Source organism: Gordonia malaquae, assembly GCF_037148075.1.
Taxonomy (GTDB): domain Bacteria; phylum Actinomycetota; class Actinomycetes; order Mycobacteriales; family Mycobacteriaceae; genus Gordonia; species Gordonia malaquae.
This window is the reverse complement of sequence record NZ_JBBCUB010000005.1, coordinates 43,745-69,479: the sequence shown is the minus strand read 5'-3', so window position 1 is coordinate 69,479 and position 25,735 is coordinate 43,745. Positions and strand designations below refer to the sequence as shown.

General features: G+C 66.1%; 22 protein-coding genes. 16 read left to right on the top strand and 6 right to left on the bottom strand.

Translation table 11 applies throughout. The features are described 5' to 3' along the window. The first annotated feature begins 23 nt into the window (after window positions 1-23). Both WFK36_RS17200 and rsmI read left to right on the top strand, forming a co-directional pair. Window positions 24-647: a TetR/AcrR family transcriptional regulator gene (locus WFK36_RS17200; protein WP_336793161.1), complete on the top strand. Its 624-nt coding sequence runs from the start codon at window positions 24-26 to the stop codon at window positions 645-647. A 52-nt stretch (window positions 648-699) separates the two neighbouring features. Then, window positions 700-1,542: a 16S rRNA (cytidine(1402)-2'-O)-methyltransferase gene (gene rsmI, locus WFK36_RS17195; RefSeq protein WP_336793160.1), complete on the top strand. Its 843-nt coding sequence runs from the start codon at window positions 700-702 to the stop codon at window positions 1,540-1,542. A gap of 17 nt (window positions 1,543-1,559) precedes the next feature. Here the strand turns inward: rsmI and WFK36_RS17190 are convergent, their stop codons facing one another. From WFK36_RS17190 to WFK36_RS17170, 5 genes are all read right to left on the bottom strand, one after another. Continuing rightward, window positions 1,560-2,717: an aminodeoxychorismate synthase component I gene (locus tag WFK36_RS17190; RefSeq protein ID WP_336793158.1), complete on the bottom strand. Its 1,158-nt coding sequence runs from the start codon at window positions 2,715-2,717 to the stop codon at window positions 1,560-1,562. Beyond that, a complete protein-coding gene (gene metG, locus WFK36_RS17185) occupies window positions 2,714-4,264 on the bottom strand; it encodes a methionine--tRNA ligase (protein ID WP_336793157.1) in 1,551 nt (516 codons plus the stop codon). Before metG ends, WFK36_RS17190 begins: the two co-directional genes overlap by 4 nt. A gap of 113 nt (window positions 4,265-4,377) precedes the next feature. After that, window positions 4,378-6,750 (bottom strand): glycoside hydrolase family 65 protein, encoded by a 2,373-nt coding sequence (locus WFK36_RS17180; RefSeq protein WP_040520468.1) that lies wholly within the window; start codon window positions 6,748-6,750, stop codon window positions 4,378-4,380. Window positions 6,751-6,835: 85 nt separating this feature from the next. After that, window positions 6,836-7,555, bottom strand: coding sequence for an HAD family hydrolase (locus WFK36_RS17175; protein WP_336793153.1), 720 nt, complete (start codon window positions 7,553-7,555; stop codon window positions 6,836-6,838). A gap of 25 nt (window positions 7,556-7,580) precedes the next feature. Next, window positions 7,581-8,213 (bottom strand): TetR/AcrR family transcriptional regulator, encoded by a 633-nt coding sequence (locus WFK36_RS17170; RefSeq protein ID WP_336793152.1) that lies wholly within the window; start codon window positions 8,211-8,213, stop codon window positions 7,581-7,583. Between the two features lie 65 nt (window positions 8,214-8,278). Here WFK36_RS17170 and WFK36_RS17165 point away from each other — a divergent pair, with 65 nt between their 5' ends. From WFK36_RS17165 to WFK36_RS17120, 10 genes are all read left to right on the top strand, one after another. Next, the gene (locus WFK36_RS17165) at window positions 8,279-9,655 is read left to right on the top strand and encodes a flavin-containing monooxygenase (protein WP_419717511.1); all 1,377 of its coding nucleotides are present in this window, start codon (window positions 8,279-8,281) and stop codon (window positions 9,653-9,655) included. Then, on the top strand, window positions 9,652-10,815 hold the full coding sequence (locus tag WFK36_RS17160; RefSeq protein WP_336793150.1) for a serine hydrolase domain-containing protein: 1,164 nt from the start codon (window positions 9,652-9,654) through the stop codon (window positions 10,813-10,815). Before WFK36_RS17165 ends, WFK36_RS17160 begins: the two co-directional genes overlap by 4 nt. Continuing rightward, on the top strand, window positions 10,812-11,852 hold the full coding sequence (locus WFK36_RS17155; protein WP_336793149.1) for an NAD(P)-dependent alcohol dehydrogenase: 1,041 nt from the start codon (window positions 10,812-10,814) through the stop codon (window positions 11,850-11,852). The genes WFK36_RS17160 and WFK36_RS17155 overlap by 4 nt, the downstream gene beginning before the upstream one ends. A 47-nt stretch (window positions 11,853-11,899) precedes the next feature. Next, entirely contained in the window at window positions 11,900-13,564 is a 1,665-nt protein-coding gene (casG, locus tag WFK36_RS17150) for a steroid-24-oyl-CoA synthetase (protein ID WP_336793147.1), read from the top strand. Between the two features lie 22 nt (window positions 13,565-13,586). Beyond that, window positions 13,587-15,329 (top strand): N-acyl-D-amino-acid deacylase family protein, encoded by a 1,743-nt coding sequence (locus tag WFK36_RS17145; RefSeq protein ID WP_336793146.1) that lies wholly within the window; start codon window positions 13,587-13,589, stop codon window positions 15,327-15,329. A gap of 79 nt (window positions 15,330-15,408) precedes the next feature. Next, window positions 15,409-16,260 carry a PhzF family phenazine biosynthesis protein gene (locus WFK36_RS17140; RefSeq protein ID WP_336793145.1) on the top strand — a complete coding sequence of 284 codons (852 nt, stop codon included), beginning with the start codon at window positions 15,409-15,411 and terminating at the stop codon, window positions 16,258-16,260. Continuing rightward, complete coding sequence (locus WFK36_RS17135) at window positions 16,257-17,108, top strand: TatD family hydrolase (protein ID WP_336793143.1); 852 nt, start codon at window positions 16,257-16,259, stop codon at window positions 17,106-17,108. Before WFK36_RS17140 ends, WFK36_RS17135 begins: the two co-directional genes overlap by 4 nt. 58 nt (window positions 17,109-17,166) lie before the next feature. After that, a complete protein-coding gene (locus WFK36_RS17130; protein WP_336793142.1) occupies window positions 17,167-18,279 on the top strand; it encodes a transglycosylase family protein in 1,113 nt (370 codons plus the stop codon). Beyond that, the gene (gene rsmA, locus WFK36_RS17125; protein ID WP_419717506.1) at window positions 18,243-19,172 is read left to right on the top strand and encodes a 16S rRNA (adenine(1518)-N(6)/adenine(1519)-N(6))-dimethyltransferase RsmA; all 930 of its coding nucleotides are present in this window, start codon (window positions 18,243-18,245) and stop codon (window positions 19,170-19,172) included. Before WFK36_RS17130 ends, rsmA begins: the two co-directional genes overlap by 37 nt. After that, window positions 19,169-20,086 carry a 4-(cytidine 5'-diphospho)-2-C-methyl-D-erythritol kinase gene (locus WFK36_RS17120; RefSeq protein ID WP_336793139.1) on the top strand — a complete coding sequence of 306 codons (918 nt, stop codon included), beginning with the start codon at window positions 19,169-19,171 and terminating at the stop codon, window positions 20,084-20,086. The genes rsmA and WFK36_RS17120 overlap by 4 nt, the downstream gene beginning before the upstream one ends. Window positions 20,087-20,098: 12 nt before the next feature. Here WFK36_RS17120 and WFK36_RS17115 read toward each other — a convergent pair whose 3' ends face one another. Continuing rightward, a complete protein-coding gene (locus WFK36_RS17115; RefSeq protein WP_336793138.1) occupies window positions 20,099-20,653 on the bottom strand; it encodes an SRPBCC family protein in 555 nt (184 codons plus the stop codon). Window positions 20,654-21,744: 1,091 nt separating this feature from the next. Between WFK36_RS17115 and WFK36_RS17110 the strand changes: the two genes are divergently transcribed. From WFK36_RS17110 to WFK36_RS17095, 4 genes are all read left to right on the top strand, one after another. Beyond that, a complete protein-coding gene (locus tag WFK36_RS17110) occupies window positions 21,745-22,926 on the top strand; it encodes an ABC1 kinase family protein (RefSeq protein ID WP_473828764.1) in 1,182 nt (393 codons plus the stop codon). A 104-nt stretch (window positions 22,927-23,030) separates the two neighbouring features. Next, window positions 23,031-24,032, top strand: coding sequence for an alpha/beta hydrolase fold domain-containing protein (locus WFK36_RS17105; RefSeq protein ID WP_336793136.1), 1,002 nt, complete (start codon window positions 23,031-23,033; stop codon window positions 24,030-24,032). After that, window positions 24,029-24,859 (top strand): MlaE family ABC transporter permease, encoded by an 831-nt coding sequence (locus WFK36_RS17100; protein WP_336793134.1) that lies wholly within the window; start codon window positions 24,029-24,031, stop codon window positions 24,857-24,859. Before WFK36_RS17105 ends, WFK36_RS17100 begins: the two co-directional genes overlap by 4 nt. Beyond that, entirely contained in the window at window positions 24,859-25,725 is an 867-nt protein-coding gene (locus tag WFK36_RS17095; protein WP_336793133.1) for an MlaE family ABC transporter permease, read from the top strand. Before WFK36_RS17100 ends, WFK36_RS17095 begins: the two co-directional genes overlap by 1 nt. Window positions 25,726-25,735: the final 10 nt, after the last annotated feature.

Genomic DNA, 25,735 nt, shown 5'->3' with positions numbered 1-25,735 from the left:
TGGTGCGGAACGAGGTTCACCTGATGGCACGGCTGTCCCTGGAGCAGCGACGGCAAGCGGCGATCACCGCGACACTGCGCGTGATCGGCACCGATGGTGTGGAGGCCGCGACGACGCGTCGTATCGCAGCCGAAGCGAAGATGGGTCAATCGAGCATCTTCTACGCTTTTGCATCCCGAGACGAGTTGCTTGCGGCGGTCGTCGAGTACGGCATCGCCGAGGAACTGGCGGCGATGGACGGATGGCTGCAGTTGCTTGCCGAGTTCCCCGCGAACGATGCGCCGATCGAGGACCTCATGCGGGGCGCGTTGCAGTCGTTCGCCGAGAATGCGATCAACGACTCCGCCCGTCAACACGCACTCATCGGTCTGGCGCTGTACGCCCGCCGGACCGAAGGACTCGAGTACCTCGCGGAACGTCTGTACGACGGCTACTACGCGGTCGCCGAGCGCCTGCTCGACGAGGCCGCCCGCATCTCGGGTGTCCGCTTCGCCAAGTCGACGCACGAACTCGCGCCGTCCGTCATCGCGATCACCGACGGGCTCACCCTGTGCTGGCTGGGCACCGCGTCGCGCGAGCAGGTGGACCGTGTCATCGAGACCGGCGTCTCCCTGTTCATCGGTTTTGTCGACACGTCCGACGAGTGACGGTCTGACCAGGTGAAGTGCCTGCGGGCCGCGTGGTCGTAGGCTGAGTGGCGTGACTGGGACCCTCATTCTGGCCGGAACTCCGATGGGACAGCCGGGCGACGCGTCGACCCGGCTCCGTGAGGCGTTGGCGACCGCGGATGTGGTCGCCGCGGAGGACACCCGTCGGACGAAGTCCCTCGCGGCGTCGTTGAACGTCGAGATCACCGGCCGAATCGTCTCCTACTACGACCAGGTGGAGGCGGCGCGCGCCCCGAAACTGGTGGAAGCGGTCGCGTCCGGGGAGACGGTGCTTCTGGTGACTGATGCGGGGATGCCGTCGGTCAGCGATCCCGGATACCGCCTGGTCGTGGCCTGTGCGGATGCAGGGTTGCCGATCACCTGTCTGCCGGGGCCGTCGGCGGTCACCACGGCTCTCGCATTGTCGGCCATGCCGTCGGAGCGGTTCGCGTTCGACGGTTTTGCTCCGCGGAAGTCCGGTGCCAGGAACGACTGGTTGACCAGCCTGGTGCACGAGCAGCGGACCGTGGTGTTCTTCGAGTCTCCGCACCGTCTCGCTCAGACGCTCTCCGACGCCGCCGACGTACTGGGCGCGGATCGTCGTGCGGCCGTCTGTCGGGAGCTGACCAAGACGTATGAAGAGGTCAAGCGCGGCGACCTCGGAGACCTTGCCGCCTGGGCCGCGGACGGCGTGAAAGGCGAGATCACCGTCGTGATCGCGGGTGCGGCCAAGATCGACGTGTCGGTGACTCTCGACGACCTCGTCGAACAGGTGCATGAGCTCGCCGAGTCGGGAGTCCGGCTGAAGGACGCGTCTGCTCAGGTCGTCGCAGGCACGAAGTTCTCCCGGCGCGACGTGTACGAGGCGGTCCTCGCCGCGCGCGACGCCGACTGAGTCGAGCGGAGCCGCGGTCAGCGGGAGACGATCGAGGAGGCCTTGTCGAGGCACTCCTGCCATTCCGCGTCTGGGTCGGAGTCGATGGTGATGCCGCCCCCGACGCCGAGCGTGAGCTCACCTGACGTGGTGACGGCGACGGTGCGGATCGCGACCGACAGGTCGAGAAGGCCGTTCGGTCCGGCGATCCCGATCGCCCCGCAGTAGACGCCGCGTTCGGCGTGCTCCCAGTCGGCGAGCAACTCTGCGGCCCGGATCTTCGGAGTGCCGGTGACCGACGCGGGCGGAAACGTCGCGGTGAGCAGCTCCGTGTTTCCGATCTCGGGGCGCAATGTCGCCTGGACCGTCGACACGAGATGCCACACACCGGGTGCGGGCGCCACAGACAGCAGATCCGGGACCGTCACCGATCCCGTTCGGGCGACACGACCGAGATCGTTGCGCACCAGATCGACGATCATCACGTTCTCGGCGACGTCCTTCGTCGACGACGTCAGCGAGGCCGGGTCGGCGTGTGCGGGGACCGTGCCTTTGATCGGCGACGACGTCACCGTGTCTGCCCGCCGGTTCAGGAACGATTCGGGGCTGAAGCTGGCGATCGAGCCGAACACGCCGGTCAGCCATGCGGCTTTCGCCGGGCGGGTGGCGGCGGCGACGTCACAGAAGAAGTCGAGCGCAGATCCCTCGAGCGTTCCGGTGAATCGGGTGCAGACGCACGCCTGGTACACCTCTCCCGCGGCGATCGCGTCGAGGCACTGATCGATCGCGCGAACGTGTGGCGCCTTGTCGGGCGGCGTCCACTGCGTCTCCCACTCGCCCCGTTCGGCGTGCTGAAGGGGATGAAGGCACTCGTGAACCCATGCGGGGCAGGGTGATCCGTCAACAGAGCGCCATTCCCACGCACCGTCGCGCAGTAGGAGGACACCGTCGGTGAAGCCGCCCACCACTCGTCCCGGCGTTCCAGGCCGACTGAAATCGAGTGCTCCCAACCAGTAGCGGTCGGGACGATCGGGTACCTCGACACCGTCCCGGATGGTGATGGACGGTGCGATCACCGCGTCGGCGTCGGCCCAATCGCCGACCAGCGCGGCAGGTGGCGGAAGGCCGTCGCGAACAGTCCGCGCGGTCAGCGTTCGGACGACGTCCAGTGCAGTCGCGCCGCCCGCGGCGCTCATGCCTCGTGGCGGGGGAACACCGGCTTGGGAGTCGGGAGCACGGTGCCGGGGACGATCCTGGTTGTCACGTCCGCGAACGTCCGGGCGTCAGGGGCCACGGACAGCAGGTCGAGCAGCGTCGAGGTCGACGACGGCATCACCGGCTGAGCCAGCAGCGTGACGATGCGGACCACTTCGGCGCACACGAACAGAACGGTGCCTGTTCGTTTCAGGTCGGTCTTGGCGAGCTTCCACGGTTCTTGCGCCGAGATGTATCGGTTGGCGTCGGCCAGCACAGTCCACAGCGCTTCCAGGCCGAGGTGGATGGCTTGGACGTCGAAGTGTCCGCGGACCCGTTCGAGCAGGGCGTCGGCCGAGTCGAGGAGTGCGCGGTCGTCGTCGGTGAGGTCGCCGGGTGTGGGGACGACGGAGTCGAAGTACTTCCCGATCATCGACAGGCTGCGCTGCGCGAGGTTGCCGTATTCGTTGGCGAGATCGGAGTTCTTGCGGGAGACGATCGCCTCGGCCGAGTACGACCCGTCCTGCCCGTACGACACCTCGCGGAGGAAGAAGTAGCGGACCGGGTCGAGGCCGAACTCGGAGATGAGGTCGTCCGGGTCGACGACGTTGCCGACCGACTTGCTCATCTTCTCGCCCTTGTTGAACAGGAACCCGTGTGCGAACACGCGCTTGGGCGTCGGGATCCCGGCGGACATTAGGAACGCAGGCCAGTACACGCAGTGGAAGCGGATGATGTCCTTGCCGATGACATGCAGATCGGCAGGCCAGTACCGTTCGAGCATGGCGGAGTCGTCGGGGAAGCCGACGCCGGTCAGGTAATTGGTCAGGGCGTCGACCCACACGTACATGACGTGACCGTCGGCGCCGGGGACCTTGACTCCCCAGTCGAACGTGGTGCGCGAGATCGACAGGTCCTTCAGACCGCCCTCGACGAACTTGGTGACCTCGTTGCGCCGAGAATCGGGTCCCATGAAGGTGGGGTTGTCGCGGTAGAACTCGAGCAGCGGCTCGGTGTACTTGGACAGGCGGAAGAAGTACGTCTGCTCCTCGGTCCATGTCAGGACGTGACCGTTCTCGGTCGCGACGCGCTCCCCGGCATCGTTCACGCTGGTCTCGTCCTCGGTGAAGAACGCCTCGTCGCGGACGTCGTACCAGCCGGCGTAAGAGTCGAGGTAGATGTCGCCGGCCGCTTCCATCCGCTTCCAGATCTCCTCCGACGCACGATGGTGATCGGCGTCGGTGGTCCGGATGAAGCGGCTCAGATCGGTGCCGAGCGCGGTGTGCAGCGACTCGAATCGGTCGGAGTTGGTCTTGGCCAACTCCGCCGTCGAGATGCCTTCCTTCTCGGCTGTCTGCTGCATCTTCTGGCCGTGCTCGTCCGTGCCCGACTGGAAGCGCACGTCGAAACCGTCGAGCGCCTTGAAGCGAGCGAGGGTGTCCGCGGAGATGAACTCGTAGGCGTGCCCGATGTGCGGTGCGCCGTTCGGGTACGCGATGGCGGTGGTGATGTAGTACGGCGTCGACGCGCCAAAGGACTCGCTCGGCATAATGCTCACGATTGTACTGGTCAGCTATGGCGCGGAATTCGCGCCATGGCCGGAAAGTCACGCGGCGGTGCGGTACGTACCCGCCCCCGGCGTGACTTTCACGGCACAAGGGGTCAGAGGGAGCGGCGGTAGGGCTCGCAACCGGGCGGGGCGGACGGCGCTTGTTGGGGCGTCGGAGCCGGGATGCTCCGTCGGACGGGGACGTCGCCGAGGACGAACGTCTCGCCGTGATGCGCGAGTTCGATCGTCGGCCCGGACAGCAGCCGGTACGTCGCCGACTCGGCGTCGATGGCGACGACGATTCGCGACTCCCGGACCACCATGCGGAAGCTCATGTAGGTGAGCTGCCGAGGGAGTTGCGGCGCGAAGGTGATCGAGCCGCCGAAGTCGCGCATGCCGCCGAAGCCTGCGACGCAGTCGGTCCACGCGCCTGCGAGCGCGGCGATGTGCAGACCCGACGACACGTTGCTGTGCAGGTCGTGCAGGTCGGTGAACACCGACTCGCTCATCAGGTCGTACGCGAGGTCGAGGTAACCGACCTCGGCGGCGGTCACGGCCTCGCAGCACGCGGACAGCGACGAGTCGCGCACGGTGATCGGGTAGTAGTAGTCGAAGTTCTTGAGCTTCTGCTCGGGCGTGAACCGGTCGCCGAACAGGTACATCGCGAACACGAGGTCGGCCTGCTTCACGACCTGCTTGCGATAGAGATCGTAGTACGGGTAGTTCAGCAGCAGCGGGTACCGGCCGCGGGACCGTTCGAAGTCCCACGGCGCCAGCAGCGTGAAGGCCTCCGACTGCTGGTGGACGCCCAGGGCGTCGTCGTACGGCATGGTCATGTCGTCGGCGCACGATGTCCACAGGGCGGTCTCGGCGGCAGTGACTCCGAGGTCGCGGGCGACTGCGGGTTGGCGTCCGACGGATGTCACCGCGTCGCGCAGCGCCTGCTGGGCGGCGAGGTTGGTGAACATGTTGTTGTTCACGATCGCCGTGTACTCGTCGGGGCCGGTGATGCCGTCGATGCGGAACTGCCCGTTCGCGTCGTGATGGCCGAGGCCTGCGAAGAAGCGGGCGATCTCAACGAGGAGTTCCACGCCGCACTCGACTTCGAACGCCTCGTCGCCGGTGGCGCGGATGTACTTGGCGGTGGCGTTGGCGATGTCGGCCGAGACGTGGACGCCCGCCGTTCCCGCAGGCCAGTAGCCGGAGCATTCGTCACCGTTGATCGATCGCCACGGGAACATCGCGCCCGACTCGCCGAGCTCGGTGGCACGGGCCTTCGCCTTGTCCATCGTGCCGTGTCGCCAGCGGAGTTCCTCGCCGGCGGCCGCGGGCACGGTGTAGGTGAGCATCGGCATGATGAACGTCTCGGTGTCCCAGAAGGTGTGGCCGTCGTACCCGGGGCCGGTGAGCCCCTTTGCGGGGATCGCGCGCGACTGCCCGCGAGCGCCGGCCTGCAGCACATGGAACAGGGAGAACCGAACGGCTTGCTGCATCTCGGCGTCGCCGTCGAGTTCGATGTCGGCGTCGCGCCAGAAGTCGGCGAGGTACGCGGCCTGCTCTTCCTTCAAAGCGTCCCATCCGGTCTCGCGGGCCATGGCGATCGCGGCGTCCACCTGTGCGCGGAGGGCGGGGACGCTGCGTCGGGCCGACCATCCGTATCCGAGGAACTTCGTCAGCACGATCTTGGTGCCCTGCGGAACGGTGGCGGCGACGGTGAGGCGGGCGAGGTCGCCGTCGGCGCGGATCGAGGTATCACCGCTTCCGGGGAGCTCAAGTTCGTGGTCCATGGCCGCTGCGACGGTCAACCCCGACTGGCGGGTGTGGTGGACGAGGACCGCGGAGTAGTCTTCGCTGTCGGCCAGGTCGGCGACGAGCGGGGCGTCCAGGGCCGCGGCCAGCCGCGGGTCGTCCGCTGCCGATTTGCCGCCGGCGCCCGCCAGGGGTTCGTTGGCGAGGAGGTCGGACTGCAGCACCAGCTTCATGTCTTCGCCGATCGGCTCCACCTCGTAGCGGATGGCGGCGACGGTCCGCTTCGTGAACGAGACGAGGCGCTCGGACGTGATCCGGACGGTGCGGCCGGTGGGCGAGGTCCACATCGTCTCGCGACGCAGGGTGCCGGTCCGGAAGTCGAGGACCCGTTCGTGTTCGACGGTGCTGCCGTACCGGAGGTCCATCGGCTCGTCCTCGACGAGGAGGCGGATGATCTTGCCGTCGGTCACGTTGACGACGGTCTGGCCCGACTCGGGGTAGCCGTAGCCGCTCTCGGCGTACGGCAGGTCCCGCAACTCGTAGAAGCCGTTGAGGTAGGTGCCCGGAACGTCGACCGGCTCGCCCTCCTCGAACGTGCCGCGCAGGCCGATGTGCCCGTTCGACAGGGCGAACAGGGCCTCGGTCCGGCCGATGGTGTCGATGTCGAATCCACGCCACCGCAGTTCCCACGGGTGGACGTCGAACCCGTGGTCCGGACGGGTGCCGTGTGTGGGGATGTGCAGCGTGTCGGGATGACTGGAGGTGTCGCCGTGGGTGGTGTGCGCGAGCCCGGCTGTGTTCGATTCGATCACGGGAGTCCCTTCAGTTCGTGAGGAGATCGTCGAGGTCGGCGACGACGACGGAGGCGCCCGCGGCGCGCATGGATTCGGCCTGGGGCGACGACGCCGACGCGTCGCCGACCCTGTCGATGCCTACGACGTATCCGAACGATCCGGCGTGACCTGCGGCGACGCCGGAAATGGCGTCCTCGAAGACGGCCGCCTGCGAAGGTGCGACACCCATCAACTCTGCGCCCCGCAGGTACGAGTCGGGTGCGGGTTTGCCGTTCAGCCCCTCGTCGACGATCGTGTTGCCGTCCACGCGGTGCTCGACGTAGTCGGACAGGCCCGCGGCGTCGAGGACCTTCGCGCCGTTCTTCGACGACGTGACGACGGCGATCCGAAGGCCAGCGGCGCGTGCCGCGTCGAGGTACCGGACCGATCCCGGGTACGGGGTGACGCCGCCGGCGTCGATCGCGGCGAGGAACTCGGTGTTCTTCGCGTCGGCGATCGCGGTGACCGTCGACTCGTCGGCGGTGATGGACCGCGAGGCGAGGAACGCGCGCACACCGTCGAGCCGCGGTCGGCCGTCCACGTACTTCAGATAATCGTCGGCGGTGAACGGCCCGGACGGGTCGCCCTGCGCGAGCAGGAACTCGTCGAAGGCGTTCTTCCACGCCGACTCGTGCAAGGCGGCGGTGGTGGTCAGCACACCGTCGAGATCGAAGAGTGCAACGGTCACGTCATCGGGGAGGCCCAACATTGCCGCAACGCTACCCGGCAGAGCACTACGGTGCCGGGTGACTCGTGGGGTCTGGAGCCGACAGTGCGGTGTGCCACACGTCGGTGAGCACTTCGACGGCGAGTTCTCGTGACCCGTCGATGGTTCCGAGGGTGTCCCAGCGTTGGAAGAACCGCTCGAGCTGGGTCACGAGCAACTCGATGCGCAGCCGCGCCTCGTCGCGTCTGTCGTCCGGCCATCGTGCGAGGTATCGGGTCATCGAGTCGGGGAGTGCTGCGATACCCGCGCGGGCGATCTCGCGGAACTCCGGTTCCAGCGCCGTTGCTTCGTCCCACGCCCGGAACAGTTCGTCGTTCGTGGCGAACCAGTCGAGCGCCCGGCTGACCCATCCGGCGAAATCGTCGCGGGAGTCGCCGTCGAGAACGTGATCGAGGTCTTCGTAGAACGACAACCACGACGGTGTGTCTCCTGATTGCGCAAGGGCGAGGAGGATGTCCAGCTTTCCGGGAAAGTGCAGGTAGAACGTCGCACGGCTGCAGCCGACGTCGGCTGCCACATCGTCGATGGTGACGGCGGCGTACCCGCGCTCGGCGAACAGGGCGCGCGCCGAGGCCATCAGCTTGGCGCGGGTCTGCCGCTTCTGCTCTTCGCGGAGGTTTCCGCGTCCGGCTCTGGTCACGGTCTGAAGTGTATCTGAGTAGATGCTCCGACATTCACTTGACACTATGTCAGTGAATGGGCAGTATGGCCTGCATCACGTTTCCTCCCTCCCAAGGAGCCCTGTTGAAGTCATCCACCCTTCCGACGGTCTGCGTCATCGGCGCAGGCCCGTCGGGCATCACCACGGCCAAACGCCTGAAGGACCACGGCATTCCGTTCGACTGCTTCGAGACGTCCGACGAAGTGGGCGGCAACTGGTACTTCAAGAACCCGAACGGGATGTCGGCCTGCTACCAGAGCCTGCACATCGACACGTCCAAGTGGCGGCTCGCGTTCGAGGACTTCCCGGTGCCCGCGGACTGGCCCGACTTTCCGCACCACTCGCAGCTCTTCGACTACTTCAAGGACTACGTCGATCATTTCGGACTCCGCGAGTCCATCACGTTCAACACATCGGTCCTCCATGCCGCGAGGGGTGCCGACGGACAGTGGACGGTCGAGTTGTCGGACGGTCGGGTGCGGACGTACGACGCGCTGATCGTCTGCAACGGCCACCACTGGGATCCGAACCTTCCGGACTACCCCGGCGAGTTCGACGGTGTGCTCATGCACTCGCATTCCTACAACGATCCGTTCGACCCGATCGACATGCGCGGCAAGAAGATCGTTGTCGTGGGAATGGGGAATTCCGGCCTGGACATCGCATCCGAGCTCGCACAGCGGTACCTCGCCGAGAAGCTCACAGTGTCTGCACGACGCGGCGTGTGGGTGCTGCCGAAGTATCTCGGCGGGAAGGCGGGCGACAAGATGTCGGCGCTCGCGTGGATGCCGCGCTGGATGTCCCTCGGTCTGAGCCGACGGTTCCTCCGCAAGAACCTCGGGACCATGGAGGGCTACGGCCTGCCTGCGCCGGACCACCAGCCGTTCGAAGCGCATCCGTCCGCCAGCGGCGAGTTCCTGGGACGCGCCGGTTCGGGCGACATCGCCTTCAAACCCGCGATCACTGCACTCGACGGCCCCAACGTCCACTTCGCCGACGGCACCGTCGAAGAGGTCGACGTGATCATCTGCGCGACCGGCTACAAGATCAGCTTTCCGTTCTTCGACGATCCCGACCTGCTGCCTGATGCAGGCAACCGCTTCCCGCTGTTCAAGCGGATGATCAAACCTGGGATCGACAATCTCTTCTTCATGGGTCTCGCTCAGCCGATGCCGACCCTGGTGAACTTCGCGGAGCAGCAGAGCAAGCTCGTCGCCGCATACCTCGACGGGTCGTATGCGCCGCCATCGGAATCGGAGATGCACGCCGTGCTCGCCGCCGATGAGAAGTACTACCTCGGTCCGTACTACGAGTCGCCACGCCACACGATTCAGTGCGAGTTCGACCCGTACGTGCGCAATCTCGTCAAGGAGATCGCTGCGGGTCGCAAGCGTGCACGTTCGTTGCAGGCCGCTCGATGACCACGATGCACGGAATGTGCGACCCGTGGTTCGACGCCCTGCGCGACGAGTTCGCCGCGCGCCTCGACTCCGGCGAGGAACTCGGCGCGTCGATCTGCGTGATGCTCGACGGCGAACCCGTCGTCGACCTGTGGGGCGGACACGTCGACTCAGACCGCACCGAACCGTGGCGACGGGACACGATCGTCAACGTCTTCTCCATCACCAAGACGATGACCGCCCTCTGTGCGTTGGTCTTGGTCGACCGGAACCTGCTCGACCTCGACCGACCGGTCGCCCACTACTGGCCCGAGTTCGCCGCAGAAGGCAAGGACGGTGTGCTGGTCCGGCATCTCCTGTCGCACACATCGGGGGTCTCCGCGTGGGAGCGGCCCGTCGAACTCGAGGACATCTACAGCACAGACGAAGCCGCAGCCCGGCTTGCGGGGCAACCGCCGTGGTGGGAGCCAGGCACCGCGTCCGGCTATCACGCGCTCAATTTCGGTCACCTGATCGGCGAACTGATCCGCCGGATCGACGGCCGTTCGCTCGGCGACTTCTTCGACGACGAGATCGCTCGGCCGCTCGGTGCGGACTTCCACATCGGGACCGGACCCGAACACCACGGCCGCATCGCGCCGATCGTCCCGCCGCCTCCCCTCGAATTCGACCTCGGCTCACTCGATCAAGACAGCGTGCTGGTGAAGACTCTCACCTGCCCGCTGCTCGACATGAACGAGGTGAACAGCGCCTCGTGGCGGCAGGCGCAGATCGGCGCGGCCAACGGACACGGGAACGCTCGCTCGATCGCCCGCATCCAGTCGCTGGTGTCGTGCGGAGGTGAGGTCGACGGCGTTTGTCTCCTGTCGCCGTCGACTGTCGAGAGGATCTTCGACGAACAGATCGACGGTGTGGATCTGGGCATCGCGACTCCGCTCCGCTTCGGAATCGGGTACGGTCTGCCGCACCCTGTGACGGTGCCCACAGTCCGCGGCGGGAAGGTCGCCTGGTGGGCGGGATTCGGCGGATCAATGCTGGTCAACGATGCAGACAATCGGATGACGTTTGCGTACGCGATGAATGCGATGGCCCCCGGGCTCATCGGATCTGACCGGAGCGAGGCGTATTTGAGTGCCACGAACGAGGCTCTGGCCGGCACGGACAAGGAGGTGATCGGATGAGAGCGCTGCAACTGACCGACCCCGGCGTGGTCGAGATCAGAGACGTCCCGGTGCCCGACGTCGGCCCATCCGATCTGTTGATCGAAGTGGGTGCGGCGGGCATCTGTCACTCCGACCTGCACCTCCTCGACTTCCCGTTCAAGATGCGCGAGGAACCCCTGACCCTCGGACATGAGATCGCGGGCACCGTCGCAGCAGTCGGCGCAGACGTCGACTCGGCGCGGATCGGGGAGCGGGGAATCGTCTACCTCTGCTGGTCGTGTGGTCACTGCAGTGAGTGTGCGAGCGGCAACGAGAACGTGTGCCTCGCGGCGGGCCGTACCGCGATGCCGCCCTGCCCCGGGCTCGGCCCCGACGGCGGCATGGCCGATTACGTCCGTGTCCCGGCGCGCTCGTTCGTCCCGATCGGCGACCTCGACTTCTGCCAGGCCGCACCGATGGCCGATGCGGCCCTCACGAGCATGCACGCGATCCGCGGCGCCCAGGACCAGCTGACCCCGGGGTCCACCGCGGTGGTCATCGGCGTGGGTGGACTCGGGCACGTCGCCGTTCAGATTCTCCGGGCGGTCAGCGCCACGAGGGTGATCGCCGTCGATGTCGGTGATCGGCAGCTCGAACTCGCAAAGCGCTGCGGCGCCGACGTGGTCCTCGAATCGGGCTCGGAAACCGCACAGCAGATCCTCGAACTCACCGGCGGTCGCGGAGCGGCCGCGGTCTTCGACTTCGTCGGCGTCGACACCACCGCGCAGACGTCGGTCGAGGCCGTCGCGCCCAACGGTGCGTATCGCATGGTCGGACTCGGCGGAGGCGCCCCCGCGATCACGGCGGATCCCTCGGGCGGTCCCGGCTGGCCGTGGGGCGCATCGGTCCGGAAGTCGTACGGAGGCACCCGCCGTGACTTGATCGAGTCGATCGCGCTCGCACAGGCAGGACGTCTCACTGTCGAGTTCGATCGATTCACCCTCGACGATGCGCACGACGCCTTCGCCAAGCTGCGTGCAGGTGACGTCAACGGCCGAGCGGTCCTCGTCCCGTGACCACTGCTGCCGCACCCGATTCCGAACCACCACCGAAGGAACTCACCATGACCGACACCGTTGATCCCCAGGCCTACATCGCCTCCGTCATGGCCGGGCTTCTCGGACCGGGCGGGCGGTTCGAGATGGTCCCCGAGGACGTTCTCGGCGTGACGATGCCGGTGATGCGACACCGCGACCGTGCGCTCGCCGATCTGCTCACGGCGTCGGAGGCCTACGGCGACCGGGACTACATCGTCACCGAGGACCGTCGGATGTCGTACGCCGAGCACGCCGCCGCGGTCGCGGCCTTCGCGACCGCACTCCGAGACGACTACGGCGTCGGCAAGGGCGACCGTGTCGGCATCCTCGGCGCCAACAGCCCCGAGTGGCTCGTCGCGTTCTGGGCGGCGCAGACTCTCGGCGCCGTCGCGATCGGCTTCAACTCCTGGTGGGCGCCGCAAGAGATCGCGTACGGCCTGACGCACACCGAGCCGACTGTCGTCGTCGCCGACGCCAAGCGCGCGGCGATCATCGAATCTCTCGGAAGCGGCACCCGCGTTCTCGGCATGGAGTCGGACGTGCCGCGTCTGATCGCCGACCACAACGGGGCCCCGGCGCCGATCACGGACGTCGACGAAGACGATCCGGCTGTCATTCTCTTCACCAGCGGAACGAGCGGACGGCCGAAGGGGGCGGTGCACTCCCACCGCAACGTGCTCGCCACTGTCGACTACCACCGTTTCAGCGACGCGCTGCTCGCGGCGTTCACCGGTGGCGACCCGAACTCCACCGCTCCGAGCGATCGCCGCTACATGGTGACCTCTCCTTTGTTTCACATCGCCAGCCTGCACAACCTCGCCATCCCGCGACTCGCGACTGGCGGCGCGATCGTCCTGCACCAGGGGGCGTTCGACGTCGATCACGTGCTCCGCCTGATCGAACGGGAACGAGTCACCAACTGGGCCGTGGTCCCGACGATGGCCAGTCGCATGCTCGAACACGGGGACCTGTCGCGATACGACCTGTCGTCGATGACGGCATTCGCCCTGGCGTCTGCGCCGTCCTCACCCGCACTGCAGGAACGCCTCCGACAGCAGGTCGACTTCGCCCGCGACTCCCTCGTGGACAGCTACGGGCAGACCGAGTCGAGCACTGCTGTCGCCGTCGCCACCCCGCAGGAGCTGCAGGCGTTCCCCGGCACTCTCGGCCGTCCGATCATCGGCGTCGCACTGGAGATCCGCGACGCCGACGGCGTGGCGCTGCCGGAGGGCGTCGAAGGAGAGGTGTGCGTCCGCAGTCCTTACGTGATGCTCGGGTACTGGAACGATCCGCAGGCCACGGCGTCTGCGATCACCGCCGACCGCTGGTTGCGGACCGGCGACTTCGGTCGGATCGACGACGGGCGACTGAGCCTGACCGGCCGACGGTCGGACCTGATCCTGCGCGGCGGTGAGAACGTCTACCCGGTCGAGGTGGAACAGTGCCTCGACGAGCATCCCGCCGTCCTCGAGAGCGCCGTCCTCGGCGTCGACCATCCGGACCTCGGGCAGGAGGTGGGCGCTGTTGTGGTCACCCGACCCGACTCCGAAGTGACCGAAGCAGACCTCGCAGGGTTCGCCGCGGAACGGATCGCCTATTTCAAGATCCCGACCCGGTGGCGGATCACCACCGACCCCCTCCCGCGCAACGCGACCGGAAAGACCATCCGGCGTGACGTCGCAGCCTTCTAGAGTCTCTGAACGGACCACTCCCATGACTTACGACGTCATCATCAAGAACGGCGCCTGGTTCGACGGCGCCGGATCACCCTCTCAGCAGCGTCACCTCGGCATCACGGACGGGGTCGTGTCTGCGGTCTCGGCTGATCCCCTCGACGAGACCGGCTGCCAGGAGGTGATCGACGCCGCAGGCAAGTGGGTGATGCCGGGCATGGTCGACATCCACACCCACTACGACGTCGAGGTGCTGGTGAGCCCGGGCCTGGCGGAGTCGGTGCGGCACGGTGTCACGTCGATCCTCGTCGGGTCGTGCTCGCTGTCGACGATCCACGCGAGCCCGTCGGACGCGGGCGACCTGTTCGGACGGGTCGAGGCGATCCCGCGACGTCATGTCGTCGACTCGTTGGAACGACTGCAGACGTGGACGTCGGCCGCCGAGTACGCGGCTGCACTGGAGGCGCTTCCGCTGGGTCCGAACGTCGCGGCGTTCATCGGGCACTCCGACATTCGAGCAGCTCAGCTGGGTCTGGAACGTGCCACCAGTTCCAACGTTCGGCCGAGTGAGCAGGAACTCGCATCGATGGAGGCGGCGCTGCGAGAAGCGCTGGACGCGGGCTTCGTCGGCATGTCGTCGCAGCAGCTGCTGTTCGACAAACTCGACGGTGAGGTGTGCCGATCGAGGACGCTGCCGTCCACGTACGCGAGGGGCAAGGAGCGTCGTCGTCTGAACCGCATCCTCCGGCGCAGAGGCCGAGCACTTCAGGGCGGGCCCGACGTCGGACGGCCGCAGTCGATGGTGTCGATGGCGTTCAGCAGTGTCGGCATCGGTCGGAACCCGCTGAAAGTGAGCCTGCTGTCGGCGGCCGACGTGAAGGCGATCCCGTTCGTCGCGAAGGTGTTCCCGGCGCTCGCCAAGGTCGTCAATTCGCTGGGCGGCGACTTCCGGTGGCAACACCTCCCGGTCCCGTTCGAGGTGTACTCCGACGGCATCGACCTGCCGGTCTTCGAGGAGTTCGGGTCGGGCGCAGCGGCGCTCGACCTGTCGAATCGACTGGAGGAACGCCACGCGCTGCTCCAGGACGAGGCCTACCGTCGTCGCTTTCGGAAGGACTATGACAAGAAGTACGGTCCGCGGGTCTGGCACCGTGACTTCTTCGACGCAGAGATCGTCGAATGTCCCGACGACTCGGTCATCGGCAAGACGTTCGGTCAGGTGGGCGTCGACCGCGGGGGAGCGCACCCGGTGGATGCGTTCCTCGACCTCGTCGTTGAGCACGGAACCAAGGTGCGGTGGCGCACCACGATCTCCAATCATCGGCCCGACGTGCTGAACACGTTCGCCTCCGACCCCGGCATCCAACTCGGATTCTCCGACGCGGGTGCCCACCTGCGGAACATGGCGTTCTACAACTTCGGTCTCCGACTTCTCCGTCGCGTGCGGGACGCGGAGCTCGCGGGTTCGCCGTTCATGACGATCGAGCACGCCGTCCATCGCCTGACCGGGGAGCTGGCCGACTGGTACGGCCTCGACGTCGGACACCTACGTGTCGGCGATCGCGCCGATGTGCTCGTCGTCGATCCCGAACGACTCGACGAGACGTTGGAGGATTACGCGGAGAATCCCGTCCCCGAGTACGACGGCCTCTCGCGGATGGTGAACCGCAACGACGCGACGGTCACCGCAGTACTGGTCGGCGGCGACTGCGTGGTCCGCGACGGAGTCCCGCTCCCGCATCTGGGCGTCCGACGGACGGGCTCGTTCCTCCGCGCCCGCTGAGCCGTCCCGTCCCCGGGCTCTTCCGGGCGCGGTCTTTCTTGGTTCTTCGAGCGCAGTCGAGAAGCGGCACAATGAGCGGATGACTCCACGCACGAGACCGTTCGCTCAGGTGGACGTCTTCACCGACGCTCCGACGCTCGGCAACCCGGTAGCCGTCGTCTTCGACGCCGACGACCTGTCCAACGCTCAGATGGCGGCATTCGCGCGCTGGACGAATCTGTCGGAGACGACGTTCGTGTTGCGGCCGACGGATCCTGCTGCGGATTATCGCCTTCGCATCTTCACCACAACCGGCGAACTGCCGTTCGCCGGTCATCCGACGCTCGGGTCGGCTCACGCCTGGCGTGCGCGCGGCGGAGTGTCGCGCGGCGAGCACATCGTGCAGGAATGCGGCATCGGTCTCGTCGACATCAAGGAGGAGTCCGGCAGGCTCGCGTTCGCCGCACCGCCGCTGACCCGATCCGGGCCGGCGGAACCGGAGGTGTTCGCGACGATCTGTCGGGGTCTGCGGATCACTCCCGGCGAGGTCGTCGCCGCCGAGTGGATCGTCAACGGCCCGCAGTGGATCGGCGTGGTGCTGCACGACGGCGACGCGGTGCTGAGCATCGACCCCGACATGCGCGCGCTCGGAGACCTGGACGTCGGGGTGATCGGCGCCTGGCCTGCGGAACTGGCACGCGAGAAGGGCGCCGACGTCGAAGTGCGAGCATTCGTTCCAGGCGACGGCGTGCCGGAGGACCCGGTGACCGGCAGTCTCAACGCCGGTTTTGCGGTCTGGCTGCGCAGGACAGGCAGCCTTCCGGAGTCGTACGTCGCGTCCCAGGGGACCGTGCTCAGGCGGTCGGGGCGCGTGCACGTCGTCGACGACGGGACGCACATCTGGGTGGGCGGCGACAGCGTCACCGTCGTGTCGGGCACAGTAGTGCTGTGAGTTCCAGCAAGAAGGACAAGCGTCGTCTGCCCCCGCCCGACCCGGAGCTGTTGCCCGGCTTGATAGACGCGCACACACATCTGGCGGCGTGCGGCGGTCGGACACCGGAGGCGGTGAAGGAGATCCTCGACCACGCGGAGGCGGTGGGCGTCTCCCACGTCGTGACCGTCGCCGACGACATGGTCGACGCACGATGGGCGGTGCAGGCCGCGAAGTGGGATTCCCGGGCGTTCGCGGCAGTGGGACTCCACCCCACACACGCAGCCGACCTGAACGATCAGACGCGCGCCGAACTCGAGGAGATGCTCAGCGACGAGCGGGTGGTCGCGGTCGGGGAGACCGGCCTGGACTACTACTGGACCACCCGTTCGCAGGACTGCGCTGATCCGGCGACACAACGTGACGTGTTCGCATGGCACATCGACCTCGCCAAGCGCACCGGCAAGGCGCTGATGATCCACAACCGGGACGCCGACCGGGACCTTCTCGACGTGCTGAAAGCCGAAGGCAGCCCGGACACGGTGGTGATGCACTGCTTCTCGGGAGATCGTCACATCGCGGCCGAATGCGTCGAGCGCAACTACTACTTGAGCTTCTCAGGCACTGTGACCTTCACCAATGCCGACGAGTTACGTGCCGCGGCGCACATCACGCCTGCTGAACTCATGCTGGTGGAGACGGACGCACCGTTCCTGACGCCGCATCCGTACCGTGGCCAGCCCAATCAGTCGTACTGCGTGCCCTACACGGCGCGTGCCCTGGCGGCGGTGAAGGGGCTCGACGACCGTGAGATGGCGACGATTCTCGGGGCGAATGCACGCCGTGCGTATTCCCTGCCGTTGCGGTAACAGCAGTCTGTTCGTTACCGTATCGTGATCGAAGAATCACCCGTCAGGATGAATTAGCTTGTCTGCTTTCACGAGAATCAACCAGTCCACGTCGATGCGCGCCCGCCTCGCGGTCGCCGCCGTCACCACCACCGTCGCTGCGGGCGCGGTGACCGGTGCAGTGATGCACAAGGAAGTGACCCTCGCCGTCGACGGTGAGAAGACCACCGTCAGCACCATGGCGTTCTCCGTCGAGGACGTCCTGCGTGACAACGGTGTCGACCCGGCAGCAGGCGACCTCGTCAGCGTCTCCCTGTCGAGTGCACCCGAGGACGACCAGACCATCGTCGTCGACCGCCTCAAGAAGGTCGAGCTGATGATCGACGGCAAGCGTGAGGTCGTCACGACCAACGCGTCCACCGTGCGCGGCGTCCTCGCCGAGAAGGGCCTCGAGTCCAGCGCGGTCGACGGCAGCCTCGACGCACGACTGCCCGTCGACGGCGGTGACGTCGATGTGACGCTGCCCAAGCGGGTCGTCCTCACCGACGGAACCGACACGACTCGCCCGACGATCGCCGCCAAGACCGTCGGCGACCTGCTCGCCCGCGCGGGCAACCCGCTCGAGCCGACCGACACCGTCTTTCCCGCCGCAGGCACCCCGGTCAGCAAGGACATGGTCATCAAGGTGACCCGTGTTCGCACCGAAGACGTGACCCTCGACGAGGACGTCGCGTCGCCGCAGGTGAAGAAGAAGGATCCGACCCTGATCTCGGGCCGCACGGTTGTGCTGAAGAAGGGCACGCCCGGCAAGGCCAAGGTCAAGTACTCGGTCACCACCCGAAACGGCAAGGTGATCAAGAAGGTCAAGCTCGACGAGCAGGTGCTGGTGGCCGCCACCCCGACGACGGTTCGGGTCGGCACCAAGCCGGGTGCGCCGTACGTGCCGTACGGCGTCTGGGACCGCCTCGCGCAATGCGAGTCGACAGGCAACTGGGCCATCAACAACGGCAACGGCTTCTACGGCGGCATCCAGTTCGACCAGAACACCTGGGACCGCTGGGGCGGCCAGGAGTACGCGCCGCGTGCCGACCTCGCGACCCGCGAAGAGCAGATCGCGATCGCCAAGAAGACGCAGGCCGCGCAGGGCTGGGGCGCATGGCCGTCGTGCACCTCTCAGCTGGGCATCCGCTGACGCCTATCCTTGGGGGTATGCAGAGCACACCCCGACTCCTCGGTCCCGCCGAGATCCGCGCCTTGGCGGCGGAACTGGACGTCCGACCGACGAAGACGCTCGGGCAGAACTTCGTGCACGACGCCAACACGGTCCGCCGGATCGTCACGACGTCGGGCGTGGGACCTGACGACGTGGTCCTCGAAGTCGGACCGGGTCTGGGATCCCTGACCTTGGCGCTGCTGGGTGTCGCAGGCCGTGTCGTCGCCGTGGAGATCGACCCGAAATTGGCGGGGCGCCTCCCGCAGACGATTGGCGAGTTCGCGCCGGACGCCGCGTCGAACTTCGACGTCGTGACCGCCGACGCCCTCACCGTGACACCCGACGACCTGCCGGTGACCCCGACAGCGCTGGTCGCGAATCTGCCGTACAACGTCGCGGTGCCTGTCCTGCTGCATCTGATGGCCGAGTTCCCCACGCTGCGCACGGCGCTCGTGATGGTCCAGGCCGAGGTCGCGGACCGTCTCGCCGCGACGCCGGGTGGACGCATCTACGGTGTGCCGAGTGTCAAAGCGCGTTACTACGGCGACGTGACACGCGCCGGCGCCATCGGAAAGCACGTCTTCTGGCCGGCGCCGAAGATCGAGTCCGGGCTCGTCCGGATCGAGCGAACCGACCCCTACGGTCACGACGCGGACCATCGCCTGCGGACGTTCGCCGCCATCGACGCCGCGTTCTCCCAGCGCCGGAAGACGATGCGATCGGCCCTCGCGACCTGGGCGGGCAGTCCCGCGCGCGCCGAAGAGCTGCTCCGCAGTGCGGACATCGACCCGAGCATCCGTGGGGAACGACTCGAAGTGGACGACTTCGTGCGTCTGGCCCAAGCAGCTGAGACAGCGGAGACCGGCCGGTGATCGGCGGGGCGACCGCGCGGGTCCCCGCCAAGATCAACTTGCATCTCGGTGTCGGACCGCTGCGCGACGACGGCTTCCACGAACTCGCGACGCTCTTCTGCGCGTTGTCCATGTACGACGACGTCACGATCCGGCCGTCAGACGAGCTCACTCTGACGGTCACCGGCGAGAACCGTCGCGCGGTGCCTGCCGACGCCACCAATCTCGCTGCCCGCGCGGTCATCGCACTCGCCGAACGGACCGGGCACGATCCGTCCGTCGCGATCACCATCGACAAGCACATCCCCGTCGCAGGCGGGATGGCCGGCGGATCCGCCGACGCCGCAGGTGCACTCCTGGCCGCCGCACGACTGTGGCGCTCCGATCTGCCGCGCACCGAACTCCTCGAGATCGCTGCCGAACTGGGCTCCGACGTGCCGTTCTCCCTGACCGGCGGTGCGGCGCTCGGCACGGGCCGCGGCGAGAAGCTGCTCCCCGTTCTTCATCGCGGCGAGTTCCACTGGGTTCTCGCCGTCTCCGGAACGGGACTGTCGACGCCCGCGGTCTACCGCGAACTCGATCGTCTGCGCGCCGACGGCGAGCGCACCACCGACGCCGGGACACGGCGACCCGACGAGCTGATGGTCGCGATCGCCTCCGGCGACGTCCACGCCGTCGCGCCGCTGCTCCACAACGATCTGCAGCCCGCAGCATTGTCGTTGCAGCCGATGCTGCGGCGCACGCTCCGCGCCGGCACCGAGGCGGGCGCCCTCGCCGGGATCGTCTCCGGTTCGGGCCCCACCTGCGCCTTCCTGTGCGCGGACGCCGACTCGGCCGTCAGCGTGGCGGCGGAGCTGTCCGGCTCCGGCGTCGCGAAGGCGGTGCGGACCGCATCCGGCCCCGTCGCAGGCGCCAGGCTGATTCCGCAGTCCTGACGGTACTTCCGGTCAGAAGGCCATCTTCATGACGAACTTGATCACCGGTCGGGCGAACACTGCGGTCCATCGGAGAGGCAGAAATCCGATGAATCGCGGCTGAACGGCCAGCGTGTACGTCACTCTGCTCGAGGACTCGTTGACAGGCGCGACGGTGAAACGTTCCGCGAACGATTTCACGACGACCGGAATCGAGATTGCTGATCCGACGGTTGTGACCGAGGATCGGTTCGATTGGTCGACCACGTCCGCGGTCGCGGCGACGATCCCGTGGTATGTCCGTGTGACGCCGACGACTGTGGGTCCATTGATCGCCGGTCCGAGAGCCACGATCGGTCCGTCCAGCAGCTGCTGCCAGACGACATCTACGGACCGCCGGACTTCAAACTCGACGGTTGCCGCCCATGCAGCATCTCTGTCGATGAAACGTCCGGTGTCGACTGGTGCTGACAAGGCAAAACGACGCGGGCCATTCTCTCCCGCGGACAGTGCCGCGAGCGCCAGCACGCTGATCAGTGCGGCGGCGACGGCGGTGCCGACGATGATCACGATGGTCGATGTAGTCATGAGCGTCCTATCCGTATGTGTGTGCTGCCGGCTGGCTGTCGGCTTTCCGGTCGGCACCGGAGTGCTGACGGACCCAGTCGACATTAATGGAACTGATGTATCATGTCATCAATATTCGCGGTACTGCGGGGGAGTAGACAGGTGACACAGGTTCGGCAGAGTGACGCGGTAGTTGAAGGTTTGGAGTCGACGTATCGCATCGATCTGCCCGGGCAGGTTCGAGCGGCAACTCTCGTGCGGCGAATGGATCAAATGGTGGCGGGCTCGTCGATCGATGCGGCGTCGAGGAGTTCGCGCACGGTTGCATCGATCGAGGACTGCGGTGCGACGTTGGTATGCGACCAGCGTTTTGTAGCGCATCGTGGTCGACTGCGCACGGTGTCGTGCGTGGTGTCTGCGTATTGCGCAGACCAGCTGGTCCGACAGGGGGGCGTGCGCGAGATCGGACCGTGGCCAACAGGTCGGCGGACTGCGTTGGGTCGGAGTCTGCTCGGGGTCATGCACGGTTTCGCCATCGCGGACGAGTTTGATCTGAATTGTCCGTCTAGGATTGCGGGCCCTCGTATCGATCTCGCACAGCGATCGCCTTCAGTCGTGTCGGTCTGCACGCCGACACGGCGGTTCATTGCAGGTGCGGTGCGTGACGTCGTATCGATCGAGATGCGTCGCAGCGAGACACTCGGCGGATTCTCGAGGGTTCGTTCTCGCCGTCCGTACGCGGTGTTGTATGTGGATCGTGCGGCTGTGCTTCACGGAGTGGGTCCGAGGGTGGTGGCGGCTAGCTTTTCGATCAGTGGCGTCGACGCCGGTGCGAAAGGCTATCTTGAACTCGACAATTGCGTGTGATCTCCATTGATCAATGGTCAGAGCATGCGGTGGCTCAAGGGGTGAGAGTCGTGGTTGCAGGATCTAACGGGCGTGGTGCGCGCATTCGACGAGGCGGGCAGTTGGGGGGCGTGGCTGCCCGCCATGCCGTGCGAGTGGCCGCCGGCGCGGCGGCTGCGAGGTTCCGTACGGGTGAAGAGATCGATTCAGCGCGGGACCGCGCTGCCCTGAATCTTGCGGACGACATCGTTTCGGTCGTGGGAGGGATGCGCGGTGCCGCACACAAACTAGGCCAGGTGATGGCGGTAATCGATGTCGGGATCACCTCGCGTGGTGTGCGCGAGGAGTTCGCCCGGCGCCTTGAGCCACTGTTCGCGGCCACGCCTCCGTGGAATGAGCGGACTATGATGCGAGTCTTGTCTGACTCTCTCGGCAGCCGTCGCGCCGACATCGTTGACATCTCCGGTCCGATCGCGGCGGCCTCGATCGGGCAGGTCTACCGAGGTAGGCTGCGCGACGGACGCGACGTCGCGGTCAAGGTGAAGTATCCGGACGTCGACATGATGGTCAGGGCGGACTTCAAGAATCTCGCGTTGTTCAGCCGGATGCTCGCAAAGTACGTTCCCGCCGACAATGTCGAGAAGCTTGTCGACGAGGTTCGGCGACAGATTCTGACCGAACTCGACTTCCACGCAGAATGTGCTTCGCAGCGCGAGTTCGCGGCGCGGTTCGCGGGTCACCCCGCATTCTGGGTGCCCGACGCTGTGTCGGAATTGTGTACGAACGGTGTGTTGGTGACCGAGTTCGTCGACGGGATGACGTTCGATGAAGCATGTTCGCTGGATCGAGCCTCGCGAGATCGGATCGGAGAGGCGGTGTATCGCTTCTACTGCGCGGAGATGTTCGCGAGCGGTAGATTCTCCGCCGATCCCCATCCTGGCAACATGATCGTGGTGCCCGATGGGCGAGTAGCGTTCCTAGACTTCGGTTTGACGGTGGAGTTGTCCGCGAGCGAACTCGACGTCGAGAGGTCGGTGTTGGCTGCGATCCTTGATGGGGATTTCGACGAGATGCATCGCGCGATCGTCGAGTCAGGGTTCATCACGGATCCGCAAGCCCTCACTCAGCAACAGTTGGTCGACTATGTGTTGGCGGCGGTCGGTTGGCATGTGGTGGACGGGCACCGGACGATCACTGCGACGGTCGCGAGGCGGGCGGCGACCGCTGCGCTGTCGCCGGCGGGTGGTCACATCGGAAACATGGGTCGCCAGTCAATGGTGGAAGGTCATGGGTTCGGGCGGCGGAACGAACTGGCCACGGTGGCGCTGCTCGGACGGTTGAACGCGACTGGGCCGTGGTCGGACATAGCCCGCGAAGCTCTTGGCCTTGCAGGCCCGGCAACTCCAATGGGTACCTCGATCGAGGAATGGAGACGCACTCAGTCCTGAGCGCCATGCCGGGTGCGATCGACGAGTCGCGCGAAAGCCTGGACAATTAGTCGAATGGTGTGTCAGTCTACTAATTGACGAAGATTTCGTGAAGGGGAGAAGAGATGAGCAGTGGGCCGGCGAAGGGCGATCCGACAGTGTGGACGTACCCGGGGCGGAGTGCGGGCGCGCGACTTGCCGCCGCGGCCGCACGGATTTTTGTGCGTCCTGTGATCGGGCTGTGGGCGAGGGCTCCATTCGTGCCGTGGCCGTACTCTCTACTCGAGCTCTTGGCGGCACTGCTGCGCCCAGTGAGCGGCGTCCGTCGTACACGCGTCGACCTTCCGCACTGTGTCGCTGAGCGGACGACTCCGGATGCCGGAGCGCGGGAAGAGTCCGCGATCCTGTACCTCCATGGCGGCGCCTTCCTGGTTGGCGGCGTCAAGAGTCACCGGAGGCTCGTGTCCCGGATCGTGCGCAACACCGGCGTCTCGGCGTTGGCCGTCGCCTATCGGCAGTTGTCCGACGGCGCTTCGGTCAGTACATCGATCAGTGACTGCATGGATGGGCTCCGAGCGCTTCTCGCCAGCGGTGTCCCGATCGACCGGATCGTTGTCGTCGGTGATTCGGCCGGCGGATACCTGGCGTTCAATGTGGCGCTCGAAGCGCGTCGGTCGGGACTTGGTCTCGTAGGCGGTATCGGAGCGATGTCGCCAATCGTCGACCTCGACCCGGCGACCAAACTGACCAGCGCCGACCGCGACCGCGATGCCTTGTTCCCGCCGGGGGCCTTGACTGCTATGTGGGAGTCGATTCAGCGTGCCGAGGACGGACCGGACGCTTGTGTCAAACTGCGGGACCTCATCGGGCTCACCTCGACAGAACTCGCAGCCCTGCCGCCGTTGCTGATCCAGGTCGGATCCGACGAGATCCTCCTGCCCGATGCGAAAGCACTCGTCGCATACTCTGCGGCAGCAGGCGGCGACGCCCGCCTCGAGATCTATCCGGGTCAGGTACACGTCTTTCAAGCAGCGGCGGATGTCATTCCCGAAGGGAAGGTGGCGATTAACCGCATGTCGGCGCACATCGCCGACGTGCTGGACCGATCGAGAAGTGTCGCTGCGTGACCTCGCTCGGAGTCCGATTGTTCGATCGGGCCGACGAGTACGTCCAGAAGACGGTGGTCGATTCGCTCGCGACGTTTGGTCGCAGCGTTCAACTCGCTGTCGCGGTCGGAGTGTCAGGCGTCGCAGATGCCGTTCGCGGACGATTTCCGTGGCGTGACTTCGCGTCGTTGACCTGGTTCATCATCACAGTCACCGCCACACCGACGATCCTCGTATCAATCCCGTTCGGCGTGATCGTATCGATTCAGGTGGGCAGCCTCACTCAGCAGGTCGGGGCGACGTCGGTGTCGGGTGCAGCGGGTGGTCTGGGCGTTATTCAGCAGGGGTCGCCTATGGTTGCAGCGCTGCTTCTCGGTGGTGCCGCTGGTGCCGCGGTGGCGTCGGACCTCGGTGCCAGAGTGATGAGGGAAGAGCTCGACGCTCTTCGGACGATGGGCATCGACCCAGTGCGCCGACTCGTTGCTCCCCGGGTCGCCGCGATGCTGGTCGTTGCGCCGCTCATCTGTTTCCTCACGATCGTCATGGGCTTGTCGACCGGATATCTCGTCGCCGTGACAATGCAAGGTGTCGCGCCCGGCTCGTTTCTGACGTCGTTCGCGTCGTTTGCTTCCTTCACCGACATCGCGATCGCAGTCGCCAAGTCAGTGGTGTTCGCCTTCGTGGTCGCGATCGTCGCCTGCCAACGGGGCTTGGAGACAGGTCATGGTGCAAAAGCGGTGGCCGACTCAGTCAATGCGAGCGTGGTGATCGGCGTTGTCGCCTCGTTCGCCCTGAATCTCGCGATCACTCAGGTAACCACGATGTTCTTTCCCCCGAGGGTGTTGTGATGGCGTCCCGATACTCGCCGCCGGGCCTCGGCGCGGTGGCCCGCGTGTCCCGAACCGTGACTGATGTGCCCCTCAACGGACTTGCACTCATCGGCCATCAGGCGTATTTCGTGCTTCAGGTCTTCCGGTCGCTCCCGAGTGCTCTGACGAGGTATCGCAAACAAGTCCTCGTGCACATCGGTGCAATCACGTTCGGTAATGGATCGGTGATAGTCGGGGGTGGAATGCTGGGTGTTCTGCTATTCCTCGGAATGGCAGTCGGAGGCACCGTCGGTATTCAGGGGTTCGCGTTGCTCGACATGGTGAACATGGGGCCGTTGACGGGTTTCGTGTCTGGTTATGCGACCACGCGTGAACTCGGGCCCCTGATCGCCGCTGTAGGCTTTGCGGCTCAGGTCGGCTGTAGGATCACCGCCGAGGTGGGAGCCATGCGAATGTCGGAGGAGATCGACGCGCTCGAGGCGTCGGCGATCCGGCCGATTCCGTTTGTCGTCTCCTCCCGTGTCGTCGCGGGCGTCCTGACGATCATTCCTCTCTACTTGATGACATTGATGGCTGCATACATCGCATGTGAGGTACTCGTCTCGGTGCTGCATCAGCAATCCGGGGGCACGTACGGCCACTATTTCGAATCGTTCGTTCAGCCGGCCGATGTCGCATACTCGATCATCAAGGTCGTCGTTTTTGCGATCGCTATCGTGCTTATTCACAGCTATCAGGGCTATTACGCGATGGGCGGTCCGGAAGGTGTAGGTATTGCGGCTGGGCGTGCGATCCGAGCGAGCTTGATCGTGGTTGTGGCGCTTGACATGATTCTGACCATTCTGCTCTGGGGCTTCGACTCCAGCGTCCGGGTCTCGGGGTGATTCGATGCCA

Excerpts from the sequence above, each read along its gene's own strand:
- WFK36_RS17190 (WP_336793158.1), bottom strand. The coding sequence starts at position 2,717 with ATGAGCGCCGCGGGCGGCGCGACTGCACTGGACGTCGTCCGAACGCTG.
- WFK36_RS17105 (WP_336793136.1), top strand. The coding sequence starts at position 23,031 with ATGAGCAGTGGGCCGGCGAAGGGCGATCCGACAGTGTGGACGTACCCG.
- casG (WP_336793147.1), top strand. The coding sequence starts at position 11,900 with ATGACCGACACCGTTGATCCCCAGGCCTACATCGCCTCCGTCATGGCC.
- WFK36_RS17115 (WP_336793138.1), bottom strand. The coding sequence starts at position 20,653 with ATGACTACATCGACCATCGTGATCATCGTCGGCACCGCCGTCGCCGCC.
- metG (WP_336793157.1), bottom strand. The coding sequence starts at position 4,264 with ATGCCGAGCGAGTCCTTTGGCGCGTCGACGCCGTACTACATCACCACC.
- WFK36_RS17145 (WP_336793146.1), top strand. The coding sequence starts at position 13,587 with ATGACTTACGACGTCATCATCAAGAACGGCGCCTGGTTCGACGGCGCC.
- WFK36_RS17110 (WP_473828764.1), top strand. The coding sequence starts at position 21,745 with ATGCGCGGTGCCGCACACAAACTAGGCCAGGTGATGGCGGTAATCGAT.
- WFK36_RS17155 (WP_336793149.1), top strand. The coding sequence starts at position 10,812 with ATGAGAGCGCTGCAACTGACCGACCCCGGCGTGGTCGAGATCAGAGAC.
- WFK36_RS17095 (WP_336793133.1), top strand. The coding sequence starts at position 24,859 with ATGGCGTCCCGATACTCGCCGCCGGGCCTCGGCGCGGTGGCCCGCGTG.
- WFK36_RS17165 (WP_419717511.1), top strand. The coding sequence starts at position 8,279 with ATGGCCTGCATCACGTTTCCTCCCTCCCAAGGAGCCCTGTTGAAGTCA.
- WFK36_RS17140 (WP_336793145.1), top strand. The coding sequence starts at position 15,409 with ATGACTCCACGCACGAGACCGTTCGCTCAGGTGGACGTCTTCACCGAC.
- WFK36_RS17160 (WP_336793150.1), top strand. The coding sequence starts at position 9,652 with ATGACCACGATGCACGGAATGTGCGACCCGTGGTTCGACGCCCTGCGC.
- WFK36_RS17175 (WP_336793153.1), bottom strand. The coding sequence starts at position 7,555 with ATGTTGGGCCTCCCCGATGACGTGACCGTTGCACTCTTCGATCTCGAC.
- rsmA (WP_419717506.1), top strand. The coding sequence starts at position 18,243 with ATGGCCGTCGTGCACCTCTCAGCTGGGCATCCGCTGACGCCTATCCTT.
- WFK36_RS17200 (WP_336793161.1), top strand. The coding sequence starts at position 24 with ATGGCACGGCTGTCCCTGGAGCAGCGACGGCAAGCGGCGATCACCGCG.